We start from the raw sequence: 12,410 nt of genomic DNA, 5'->3' as shown, positions 1-12,410 counted from the left end.
TATTTTTAAATTGTTTTTATTTAACATTTACATTTGTTTTCCATTCTTCGTCAATGCAGAGGTTAAAAACGACAGCACTCCAATAAGGACTACCACCACCCCTGAAATTAGAAAAGAATTGGCTACTCCGATTGTTTCCGCTATTGCCCCAGTGAATAATAAACCAACTATGGTTGGCAAAACCGCCATACTGTAATACATTGAAAATACGCGTCCCAACATACTTGGCGCGATTTCTTCTTGAAGAATAGCAGCAAAAGATGCTGAAAATATAGAGATCGCTACACCCCCCAAAAGTGTTGTCGTTGCATATCCGATAAACCAGCCTGACGGCAACCCACCACACAGGATAAAAGATGTCCCTAATAGTATGTGCATAGTATTAACCAGAATAATTTTAGGAATTCTGATTTTCACTGCGCCCAAAATAGTTCCACCTATAAGCATCCCTACGCTCCAAACGATTTCAATTAAACTCATTTCCAGTTTTCCGCCTTGGTAATGTCCCGTTGTCAGCAAGGGAAACATAATAGCAGCGGGCATAATAAAGAACGTAACCATCATCGCAAATATGAATAATAGCCTCAACACTCTATTTTGCACCACCGTTTCAAATCCATCCTTCAATTCCATCACTACGTTGTTGAGCGTTGATTCCGTCGATTGTCTGACATGGGGGATATGCACAGATACCAACGAAGTAATTGCTGCAACGGCTCCTAGAATATCCAAATACAATACATTAGGAATCGACATGTACGTTATTGCCAGTGTTCCGATTGCTGGCCCTGCTATACGGCTTAGCGACTGTAATAACTGGTTGATCCCCGCTACCCGCAGTAACTCCTGCTGGGGCACAATAAGCGGTGCGATCGCCTGCATTGCCGGTGAATGAAAGGCGTTTCCGATGGACCGCAACCCCAACATTAGATAAATCCAGTTCAGATTAACTGTTTCATAACGTAAAAGGATGATCATGATCAAAGCGCATAATGCTAAAAAAGCATCAGACAATATCAATACTTTCTTACGGTTCCATCGATCGATAAATACGCCTGCGAAAGGCCCAATTAAGGCCTGCGGAAATAGTGCTGATATTCCGGCGATAGCCAAAACTTCAGCAGAGCTATGTTCCAAACTCAACCATATAACAATCGCAAAATTAACAGCATAGCTGGTCAGCATAGAAATAAACTGTCCAGACCATATAAACAGATAGGTCTGCAACCATTTTCCATTTTCCATGAAAATTTATGAAATAATTATACAACAAAAATTGGAAGAGCAATACCAAGATTGTCTTCTAAGAAAGGGGAGTGTGTATTAAAGCGACACTCGGATTAGTTAATCCAAGGTTTCGCCATCATTGCTGTATTTCCTGAATAGTTCATAGGTGCAAATATATGAAAATTAAAAAGACGTTCTATAAGTTGACAAAAAAAATTGATTATTAAGAGTTAGTTTTCAATGACCTAGTTTAATTTACACTCTCTATCACCATCTATGCATTAGCGCCTACGTTTTCTTGGTTTCGTTGTAGTCCATATAAATATAAACCATATCCCAAAAGCTACGGTAAATCCTATCCAAGGAGTTTTCATAGATAACGCTGCAAAGAACCCTACCGTCGCAATGATGCAAGTAATAAAAAACCAAATTACATTTTTCATCATTATCCAAATTTACGTGTTTAAATACATTAAATGAATTACATGAGAAAATTATTCCTATGTAATTCATGCTCTTTTATTAGGCAGCGACTTTGTCTGTTTTGTTTCCCTTTTGTGTTTTCTTCACCCACTTGACTTCGACTTTTTTAAGTTGCGCAATTACTCTCCGCTGTACGTCATCGACGATCTTCCAATCTTTGGCTATATAGATGTCCGTGGTACGATTACCTTCGTCAACGTGATTGAGCGCAAGTGCCACATCATCTTTGCTCATACGGCAATCGTTGCGTGCGGTATTGGCAAAGGTGTGCCTTGCCCAATACAAGGTGAGCTCCGGTATTCCAGTCAATTTACGCAACTGCTCCATACCTTTGCACAATGCCCAATTGAGACCGTCGCAACTGGAATAACGTAAGGATAATTTGCCTGTGTATTTTTCGAGTAACGGTTTGGCTTCCTCGACAATCTTGATGCTGATAAAGGCATTGTCCTTACGTTTGCCCTCGGTCTTGGAACGGTTGTAATCCACCCGGCCGTTTCTAATATCACACTCGGTTAATTGGTAAAGGTCAACGGCGTTCATTCCGCAGAGGTAGAACGAAAGCATATAGAGTTCTTTGGCCAATTCCGCGCGGCTTCCGGGTTTGGTGACACAATCCCTTATCACCAGCACCTGTTCAAGCGTATTGTTCCTTTTCTTGGTGAGAGGTGGCGAACCGACTTTGTATCTCTTGAACGGATAATGTTTGATGCGGTATATGCCGAGGTCTTCATTGTTGTATAGGTCACGTGCAGCATTGAATAACGTCCGCAGGTCGCGCATCTGATTATGCAGACCGCTATCGGACAACCCTTTTTCTTTGGTCGTAACTTCATTTCCCAATTGGTTGATCCGTGTCATTGTTCTTTCTGACCGCATATAACGTTCGTATGCCATCAGCATATTGGAATTGATCTCCTTGATCGAGACGGATGTCCGATTGAAATAGTCGACCAGACTGTTACGGATTTTCCTGTGATTGTTCGCCGTTCCCGTATGCTTTTCTTTTCTGAGACGTTCAATGTGTTGGTCGCAAAACTTGATGAAGTCGATATCCTCATCTTTGTCACGCAGGTAATCGCGCAGGGATTCAGCGGTAAAATAATCCAGTCGTTCGTCAAGTTCGCTAATCATCTTTCGATAATCCCTAAGCTGCTTCTCGACCTTGTCGGCGATAAACGGGTCTTTGACTTTAAAGTCTTTGGTTAATTGTTTCCTGACAACGAAATGAGTTGTGTCAAGATACTTTCTTAATCTTTTGTGTTGCACACAAATTTTCACATTGTAGGTGCCATCGGCTTTTTTGTGATGCTCGAACACCTTTGCACTAACGGTTGCCATAGTTCTTTCGAAATTGGCACGTAAAAGGGCTGTAACACATTTGTAACACTTTTACGTGAAGTTCAACAAAAATCTATGCAAGTCACGTCGTTTCGGAGTATCCGATTCGGCGTAGGACAGATGTCCCTAAAGTGCCCTAAGAAACGAAAAAAGTCGTTTTCCCTTGCGGAAAAACGACTTTTTCGATTTGTGCGCCCACCTGGGCTCGAACCAGGGACCAAAAGATTATGAGTCTTCTACTCTAACCAACTGAGCTATAGGCGCGCTATTTTATATTCACCTCTGATATACACAGTTGTCTCTAAAAAGTCAATATTGTTCCTTTTTGACGATGCAATTATCGATATTTGCGGCGAGAAAACAAAATTTTCTATGCAAAAAATTAAAAATATTATCCTCGATTACGGTAATGTGATTTTCATGATAGACTTCGTCCGAGTAAAAGAGGCTTTTATGTCGTTGGGTATCACAAATGTAGATGATTTCTTCGGCCATAGGGCACAAGACCCTTTATTTGATGCTTTTGACCGAGGAGAAATCAGTGCTGCTGAATTCAGAACCGGGATCCGCGAACGTGCCAACCGTCCCGACCTGACGGACGAGCAAATAGATCATGCGTGGAATGCCCTCCTCATCGGTGTACCTCACGGCAAGCACGAAATATTGGAATACCTCAAAACAAAATACCGTACATTTTTGTTAAGCAATAACAATGAGATCCATTACGCATATTGCATGCAGCATATTCAGGATCGATATGATGTGCCGGACAATTCGGTCTTCTTTGAAAAAACCTATTATTCGCACGCTATAGGTCTACGCAAGCCCGATCCGGCAATCTTTGAGCGAGTGGTCCAAGAAACAGGTATTGTCCCCGACGAGACATTGTTTATAGACGATAGCCCACAACATTTGGAAACGGCAAAAGACATGGGTTTCCATACCGCATTGTGCACGGCAGAGTATCCGTTAGAAAAGATTGTAGCGGATTTGAAGTTATAAATACAGGATAAAATTGGGACAACATTTTTTTTAATTTTTACCTTTTAGTTTTTACTTTTTTAAGCTATCTTTGCACACACAAAAAAAATTAAAAGGGCACGAAAGGAGGTATATAACAGCATGATTATCGTAAATGTAAAAGAAGGAGAATCCTTAGACAGAGCGTTGAAACGTTTCAAGAAGAAATTTGAAAAGACAGGTGTATTACGCGAACTGCGCTCTCGTCAAGCATACGAGAAAAGATCAGTCACTCGTCGTACCCAGATTAAGAAAGCAATCTACAAACAACAATTAAACCAAGAGAACGTTTAAACGTGTTTGCTACGATAAGATTAGAAGAGGATGTTTTGCGACATCCTCTTTTTTTATGTCACAGACAATTCTTTAAATAGGGCTGCATATCCATGGACCATTTTGTCCCATCCAAAATGCGCCAAAGTATATGTACGATAAGCATGTCGCTGCTCTCCCTTTCCGTCATATACCAATCCCTGTATCGCACTGGACCAGGCTTGCGCATTTTCTGGTTCTACATGTATCCCATTTTTTCGATGTTGTATAGCATCCACAATCCCATCGATAGCCGATGCCAGTACCATTGCTCCACAGGCACTCGCTTCCAGACATACCAAACCGAATCCTTCCATATCCCCCTCTACGCTAATATTAGGCATTAAGAAAGCTTCTCCATGACTTAAAAGAACATCCAGCTCTTCTCTCGGCAATTTCCCCACATGCTTGATCCTATCAACGTATGCCGAATCGTTTAATAAGCTGCGCAATTCCATCTGATCCGAAGGATAGCCCATAAACAACATATAAAGCTGGCGCCAACGTCCGGGCAACCACCGTAATCGTTCCTCCGTTTTTGATACTTCCCTAGAAAACGGCCCGGCCATCACCAGGTAATATTCTTCGGGAAGCAAGGGCAACACCTCACGGACAAACCAGGAGAACCCTTTACGCTTGACGGGGCGTCCCAACATAACCAGAATTTTACTTCCATGAGGCAGATGATATTTCCGTTGGAACTTTCCCCATTCTGTGACATCTGTTTTTGGGGCTAGCCGATGATCAATTCCGTTGGAGATAACGGAAACCTTTTTTTCGTCTATTCCCCGTCTAATAGCGGCTACAGCTGTAGCCTGACTAACAGCTACGACACGATCGTAACGATTGAAACGTGGCAAGATAAAACGTTGATAAAGACCAAGAGGAAAAACAACATCCAATCCATGAAGCGTGACCACCCTACGGAGATGGTCATAACCGACGTGCCAAAGGCTAAGGGCCGCAATCAATCCATCATTAAAATGTACCACACGGATATTGGGGTACCGGTGTACCATCGCCAGGATGCGACCATTGAGTTTGCGAAAAAAATGAAAATAGCTTTCTTTGCCCGTATAAACAATTTTCCGGACAACCACATGGGCATGCATTCCCTCAATCAATTCATAGCTCTGCTTTTCCATTCCGCCGGTAGCAGGCGGATATTTGTGACTAACGAACAGGACTTCCATATTTTAAAACGTTGGTAGTATCCGATTTTCGGATAAAAATATAACAGACTATCCCGATCAATATCCAACATACCTGCCGTGCCCGTCGCAATATGGATACCGTAACCCAGACTGCCACCCCCTGAATTCCTATACTGGCCAATACCACCTTATTGCCCAGCTCTTCTATTCCCAGCTGCCCGGGTATAAACGCCCCGACACTTTTGATCAGGATGACACCCATATCCAAAAGTACACCCTGTATCCATAAAATATCGTAACCAAGAAAATACAGGATAACATAAAACTCCATACTACCCACCAACCAATGTAAAAAAAAGAGGAAATAAGACCACCAAAACAGCGTATTGTTGTCACGGCAAAAACATTGTGCCTGTAGAGCCAGATCACGAACAGTCTTCCGCATGCGCCACCATAAATTAGACATATTTTGAGGCACAGTCCTACCGATTCCTCGCTGTTGATAAAGAAAATAGAAAAACACACCTTTTATGGCTAGAAGCAATGCAATGAGTACAAACAAACCGTAACGCCACAATAGCGGCAGCACATTGCTCGCTGTAAGGGACAACCAGAGCAAGGAAATAATCAACAGTAATAATTGGGATAATACCGCCGTCACACGCGATACAACAATAGATTCGGATGCTACACTTCCCGTAATCCGATAAGGCTTCAATAGTTCATTCTTCAACACATCTCCCCCCACGATACTGGACGGATTGTAAAGACCTACCGTTTCGCCTACCTGACGGATTCCAAAAAGTTGCAATAAGGAAACACACCTCCTTTCCTTCCCCAAACATACCCACCAGCCAACCGTACCAAGTAGATAGGCTATAAAAGTAATCAGCAGAATAACGAGAAATCTTGGGCCGATTTTCTGAAGTTCTTGAAAAACCACTACAAAATCGACTTTTGTAATGAATACGGCGATCGGAACGATAATACATGCAAGAATGATAAATCGCCATACCTTTTTCTTGGTCAACATGCCGCCCATACCAGATCTTTATTGGATTGCATACCCAACTGTGTAACTTCGTCAAAGTAACGGTCAGTCAGTTTTTTCCAATCAAATCCTTGTACATAGCTGAGTCCTGTACGTGTAATGAATCCATGCAATACCGGGTCGTTGAGCAACAGTCGAATATAGATAATGTAGTCCTCTGCTGATTCGGCAGCACATTTATATCCTGTCTGTCCATGACGCACCAAATCGGCACTTCCTCCACCATCCGCAATGACGCAGGGCAAACCGGATGCCATAGCTTCTACAACTACATTTCCATAGGTTTCAGAAACCGAAGGGAAAACAAAAGTATCGCAAGACGCATACAGCTTTGCCAATTCGGCGTGGGGCAGGTTGCCCATAAAAATAGCTTCTGGCATTTGTCGTTGCATCTCCTCTTTTGCCGCTCCATCACCAGCAACGATAAAATTGTAGGAAAGATGCATATCTTGAAGCCGATTATATATTTCTATCAATATCTGTACGTTTTTTTCCCACACCAATCTACTTGCGAATAATATATTGGGCCTATCATTCCCCGTGATACCTTGAACATAGGCTACGTCCCTTTTTTGGGGATTGAAGAGATTCAGATCGATGCCACGTTGCCACAAAACCATTTTATCCCTTTCTACGCCCAGGCCTTCCAGTTGTACCTGCATGGCCCGTGAAGGAACATATACCACATCACACCGATTATAAAATCGCTGCATAGCTGCCGTCATCCACTGTTTTACAGGCTTGATGAGCACAGGAATTTTTCGGAAATAATACGGTATATAAGACAGAAAATTGGTGTGATAAAGGCTGATGACCGGAATATTCCGTGACTTGGCATAACGCAGTGCGAAAAAGCCCAGCAGCGACGGTGTCGCAATATGAATGACATCGGGTTGGAAAGTATCCAGCTGTTGTTTGACCTGTACACTCACCAAAGCAGGCAAACTAAAACTGTAATCCGCATTTAGGCCGGTATTGAGCGTTGGAATACGTATGGAAGCATGTTTGTCTATTTGTTCAGGACCTTTGCCATATATAAACAAGAAAGAAAATTGCGTAGAATCTATTCTATTGATAATTTGAAACATGGTGCGGGAAGCGCCATCACATTCCTCGATCAGTATCTCTGCAAAAAAGGCAATTTTTATCATATAACCTTATTATTTGTTTCCACTAAAATAAGTCCTTCATATTGCCCTAATAGAAACTGAATATTAATCCTTTATGAAATTTCAGGAGCTTGTTTATCCATTGGAAACAATTTCTATACGAAAGTATAATCTGGGCTTTACACCTACGTAACAATTCTGATCTAGATTTGAAGCATATAACGATAAATACCTATGGTCTTCGATATGGTTTGGCATAAAAAGAGGCACTGGCGAAATGTAGTACTGTCCGTTTTAACCTTTCCAATTGTATTTGGCTACTTGATCAAAACGACCCATTCCAGCACTTATTCCTCATTTCATACCGAAGTAAACGGGTACGCCCTGGAATATAAGGATGCAGGAGAGCTGTCACTGTTGACCTATAATGTCGCCGGCCTCCCCGATTTCCTGTCTTCGGCCAGTTGTTCCCGAGCAAAGAGCATGAAAGAAATTGCGGAGAAAATCAACCGTTTTGATATTGTCAATGTGCAGGAAGACTTCCATTATCATCGGGAACTCTACGGAGATCGAAATGAACATCGCTTCCGCACTGTCCACAAGATAGCGGTACCCTACGGCGATGGCCTCAACACCTTGTCCAAATATCCCATCCGGGAATCAAGGCGTATCCCATGGCAACACTGTAGTGGCTCGGATTGTCTTGCCGCCAAGGGGTTTTCCTTTGCCCGTATCGAAGTTGCAAAAGGAATCAGCGTAGATGTCTACAACGTGCATGCAACTGCACAGGATGATAAATATGCGACCATCGCCCGAAAGAAAAACTTACAGCAATTGGCCCAATATATCGGCACCCAGTCCGTTGGAAAGGCTATTATTGTCATGGGGGATTTTAATGCCCATTTTGAAGCCACTTGGGACAATATGGGTTGGTTTGCACAAAAAACAGGGCTAGAGGATGTATGGACGATACTCCAAAAAGGCGGGGTATGCCCCTTCGCACATACTGACTTTGTTCCAAAAGAAAAATTGACCCTGACAGATAGCTGCGAAAGTATTGATAAGATCCTTTTTCGAAATAGTGCGCAGTTAGAATTTTTTCCTTCGGTGTACAAGGTAGAAAAGCAATATTTCACCAATAGCAACGGTGTACCTCTCTCGGACCACTATGCTATTTCGTGCATACTGCAATGGAGAAAAAACAGTAGATAATCCCCTTCAGACCGTCCGGACCGATAAAAATAATGTTTAGTAAATTCCAAGAAAAATTATTTTTAGAAGATAAATATTGTATATTTGCACTCGCATTCGGAAAGGTGTCAGAGTGGTCGAATGAGCAGTCCTGGAAAGACTGTATACGGGATGACTGTATCGAGGGTTCGAATCCCTCCCTTTCCGCCAAAGCAAGAGCAAGCCCGACATTAGTCGGGTTTTGTCGTTTAATACAATAGGCCAAGTTTACTTGAGCGAAAATGTATTAAACGACAAAACTGTGCGAAGCACATTGCTTGCTCTTGCTTTGGAACCCTCCCCTTAGGGATCACCGAGCAAAGCGAGGTAACCCCTCTCAATATACAGCAAAAACAGCAAACAAGTGATGAGCCACGATTCGTTATCTATCTCCGATCTCATGTGCTCTTTTGAGTTGGCTTGTTTCCCTTTTTCAGTCAAAAGCATAAACAAAACCATACAAAATTTTCTCTAACACCATAATATGGTATGTGTTACGAAGCTTTTGCTTAAAAGCGTCCGAGTTCGTAACTTGCACTATTCGCAAAGGCACTTTATGATGATTCGTACCATAGGCTTGTTATTTTGTTTATTGTCCGGTATTTATTGCCCTGGACAATCCATTTCATCTATTGGGAGTCCCTATGTACAGAATTACACCAAATCGAAATACAAAGCAGGAAACCAAAACTGGAGTATTGATCAGGCACCGGATGGCGTGATCTATACGGCCAATGCTGATGGTATAATAGCATTCGACGGGTCCTATTGGGAAATCTACCCTTTGAAAAACAAAGTTGGTGCACGGAGTGTACGTGTGGCAGAAGATGGACGTATATATGCAGGTGGCAAGGAAGAATTTGGTTATTTCGAAAAGAAGAAGGGTAAGCTTCAGTACCATTCCTTAACACATTTGATAAAACCCGATATTATCGAGAATGATGAGATATGGAAAATATTCTTCACTGGCGATTCGGTTATCTTTCAGTCGTTCTCTAAATTTTATCTCTTACATCAAGATAAAATCGCAACACTCTACGGTAATGGAGAACCTTTTCTCTTTGCACATCAGGTAGGAAAGAAAATATGGGTCGAAAAAATCCCTACCGGGTTAAGCACGTGGAGTCCGGCGGGGTTTATCCCCTTGGAAACACGATTGACAAATGTATTGGTCGTTCTTCCTTTCAGTGCTAAAGAAATGTTGGTCGGAACTGCCAAAGAGGGGCTTTTTATCTTGCATGAAAACGGGAAAGCTTTGCCGTGGAACGTCAACCCACAATTAAACCAACTCCTTAAAGAAGCACAGATAGACAACGGTATCAAAATAGATGATCGCACATTCGCATTCGGAACAATTAAAAACGGTATTTTCATCATCGATCAGTCGGGGCAAATACTCCAACATATCCACAAACGGAACGGCCTACAGAACAACACCGTACTCAGCATGCTATTGGACAAACAGGGCAATATCTGGGCAGGATTGGACAATGGTATAGACCGTATTGAGATCAACTCCCCCTTTTATTATTACAACGATATTTTCGGCGAACTGGGAACTGTTTACGCCATGAAGGTCTTTCAAGACAAGATATACTTGGGAACAAACCAAGGTTTATTTTATAGCCACTGGACTACAGACAATTACGCACAACAACTTCAATTTCAATTCATTCCCAATTCGCAAGGACAGGTTTGGTCCTTGGATATACTCAACAACCAACTGATCTGTGGACACAATAATGGTACTTTTTTAGTCAAGGACAACCATATACAACGTATATCAAGTTGGACGGGCGGTTGGCAAAACATCCAGCTTATACCCAACGCCCCCTTTTTCGTCCAAGGGAACTACACGGGAATAGCCTTATTCGAAGATCGACAAAACTGGCAGCTGAGCCGTAAGTTTGACGACCCCAAACAGGCCGTATTCAAACTTTATCCTTGGGGAGATATGACTTTTTGGGCTGTATTTAATAATAGTATAAAGTTGCTAGAACTTTCAATAGCCCAACCTAAGATAAAAACGCTCAAAACATTCTCTTTCAAAGAAGATTTTCCCAATATTCAGCGAATCACGCCGGCTGGTATACGGGGCAATACTGTTTTTGCGACCGATAAGGGTATTTTTATCTACGACAAGGTATTGGACAAATTTGGACCTTACAATGATCTAAATGAATCCCTCGGCTCTTTCGCGAATGCGAGCAAAATAAAGGAACGGGATGATACAACGTATATCTTTATCAACGAAGGACGCTTTGCTTTAATAGAATGGAGAAACGACAATACTATCCGTATCGATTCCACCTCCTTTAATGTGCTGGAAAATACCGTCATGAAAAAATATGAAAACGTAGAGTTTGCAGCAGATCGGTTCCTTTTTGCCCTAGACAATGGTTTTGTAGCCTATAATCCGTATTTTAAACATAGCATACCTATTGAAAGCCCCATCATAAAAGGCTTACAGGATATTTCCATGATGAATGGTGACTCGACACACTATCTGGCTCTTGAAAAACCTATCCCTTACCGACACAATAATATACGTGTAGTATTCTCCTCTCCATGGTATTCCAGCACAGCCATAAAATACCAATATCAATTAGAAGGGTATCATAATAAATGGTCCAGCCCTTCCGAAATACCCTATATCGATTTTACAAATCTTTCGTGGGGAACCTATACATTTAAAGTAAGAGCGATAGCCGCGAATGGACAGATTTCAGAGATCAGTCAGGTTACATTCACCATCAAGCCTCCATTTTTCCTGCAATGGCCTGCCCTTCTTCTATATCTGGTCATTTTTGTACTGACATTCACCTATATACGGCGTCGTATAATCCAAAAGATAAAACAAGATAAGCTTCAACTGCGTGAAAAGCTACGCCGACGCCAGGAAGAATTATTGCGTCGAGAAGCGGAACAAAACGAGAAAAAGCTCATGAAGCTAAAGACTGAGCAATTGGAACAGGAATTAGAACTCAAAAATCGAGAGCTTGCCAATGTAGCTGCCAACATTGTTTACAAAAATGAACTGTTGAACAATCTGCAGGATGAACTCTTCAATCTGAAAGATAAAAATGGCAATAAATTGTCTGCTGACCAATTGCAGAAAGTAAATAAACTCATGGATAATGCACGCAGTGATGAACGTGATTGGGATATATTTGAAAAAAGCTTCAACGAGTCACATGAAAACTTCTTCAAAAAATTGAAAGCAGATTATCCATCTTTATCACCGAACGATCTCAAGCTATGCGCTTACTTGCGACTTAATATGTCCAGCAAGGATATTGCCTCACTACTCAACATCACAACACGCGGTGTAGAGATACGACGCTACCGTTTACGCAAGAAATTCAGCCTTCCTACAGACAAAAACTTAACAGAGTTTCTATTAGAACACTAAATATACTACATCAATAGTACTACAAACATACAGTGTCAAAACTACACTAACAAAAAATAATTGAGCAAGCC

At 41.8% G+C, this 12,410-nt stretch carries 9 protein-coding genes and 2 tRNA genes; 5 read left to right on the top strand and 6 right to left on the bottom strand.

Annotation, left to right across the window (positions count from 1 at the left end; all coding sequences use genetic code 11):
* Window positions 1-27: 27 nt before the first annotated feature.
* The 3 genes from G5B00_RS15875 to G5B00_RS15865 all read right to left on the bottom strand — a co-directional run bounded on the left by G5B00_RS15875 (window position 28) and on the right by G5B00_RS15865 (window position 3,315).
* A complete protein-coding gene (locus G5B00_RS15875; protein WP_163877706.1) occupies window positions 28-1,245 on the bottom strand; it encodes an MFS transporter in 1,218 nt (405 codons plus the stop codon).
* Window positions 1,246-1,749: 504 nt separating this feature from the next.
* Window positions 1,750-3,051, bottom strand: coding sequence for a site-specific integrase (locus tag G5B00_RS15870; RefSeq protein WP_163877703.1), 1,302 nt, complete (start codon window positions 3,049-3,051; stop codon window positions 1,750-1,752).
* 190 nt (window positions 3,052-3,241) lie between these two features.
* Window positions 3,242-3,315, bottom strand: a tRNA-Ile gene (locus G5B00_RS15865).
* A gap of 108 nt (window positions 3,316-3,423) precedes the next feature.
* Here G5B00_RS15865 and G5B00_RS15860 point away from each other — a divergent pair.
* Complete coding sequence (locus tag G5B00_RS15860) at window positions 3,424-4,053, top strand: HAD family hydrolase (RefSeq protein ID WP_163877700.1); 630 nt, start codon at window positions 3,424-3,426, stop codon at window positions 4,051-4,053.
* 120 nt (window positions 4,054-4,173) lie between these two features.
* On the top strand, window positions 4,174-4,365 hold the full coding sequence (gene rpsU / locus G5B00_RS15855) for a 30S ribosomal protein S21 (protein WP_163877697.1): 192 nt from the start codon (window positions 4,174-4,176) through the stop codon (window positions 4,363-4,365).
* Between the two features lie 53 nt (window positions 4,366-4,418).
* Here the strand turns inward: rpsU and G5B00_RS15850 are convergent, their stop codons facing one another.
* From G5B00_RS15850 to G5B00_RS15840, 3 genes are read right to left on the bottom strand one after another with little or no spacing between them, the layout of a single operon-like run.
* Window positions 4,419-5,576 carry a glycosyltransferase family 4 protein gene (locus G5B00_RS15850; protein ID WP_163877694.1) on the bottom strand — a complete coding sequence of 386 codons (1,158 nt, stop codon included), beginning with the start codon at window positions 5,574-5,576 and terminating at the stop codon, window positions 4,419-4,421.
* Window positions 5,557-6,570, bottom strand: coding sequence for a lysylphosphatidylglycerol synthase transmembrane domain-containing protein (locus tag G5B00_RS15845; RefSeq protein WP_163877691.1), 1,014 nt, complete (start codon window positions 6,568-6,570; stop codon window positions 5,557-5,559). The genes G5B00_RS15850 and G5B00_RS15845 overlap by 20 nt, the downstream gene beginning before the upstream one ends.
* Entirely contained in the window at window positions 6,564-7,739 is a 1,176-nt protein-coding gene (locus tag G5B00_RS15840; RefSeq protein WP_163877688.1) for a glycosyltransferase family 4 protein, read from the bottom strand. The genes G5B00_RS15845 and G5B00_RS15840 overlap by 7 nt, the downstream gene beginning before the upstream one ends.
* A 204-nt stretch (window positions 7,740-7,943) precedes the next feature.
* Here G5B00_RS15840 and G5B00_RS15835 point away from each other — a divergent pair, with 204 nt between their 5' ends.
* The 3 genes from G5B00_RS15835 (at window position 7,944) to G5B00_RS15825 (ending at window position 12,339) form a co-directional block, all read left to right on the top strand.
* Window positions 7,944-8,909, top strand: a complete 966-nt coding sequence (locus G5B00_RS15835; protein ID WP_205966446.1) for an endonuclease/exonuclease/phosphatase family protein — start codon at window positions 7,944-7,946, stop codon at window positions 8,907-8,909.
* A 98-nt stretch (window positions 8,910-9,007) separates the two neighbouring features.
* Window positions 9,008-9,098 (top strand) — tRNA-Ser (locus G5B00_RS15830).
* 385 nt (window positions 9,099-9,483) lie between these two features.
* Window positions 9,484-12,339 carry a triple tyrosine motif-containing protein gene (locus tag G5B00_RS15825; RefSeq protein WP_163877682.1) on the top strand — a complete coding sequence of 952 codons (2,856 nt, stop codon included), beginning with the start codon at window positions 9,484-9,486 and terminating at the stop codon, window positions 12,337-12,339.
* Window positions 12,340-12,410 lie beyond the last annotated feature (71 nt).

The organism is Parapedobacter sp. SGR-10, assembly GCF_011030405.1.
In the GTDB taxonomy this organism is placed as follows: Bacteria; Bacteroidota; Bacteroidia; order Sphingobacteriales; family Sphingobacteriaceae; genus Sphingobacterium.
Note: the sequence above shows the minus strand (reverse complement) of the source record. Positions and strands in the feature narration are given on the sequence as shown.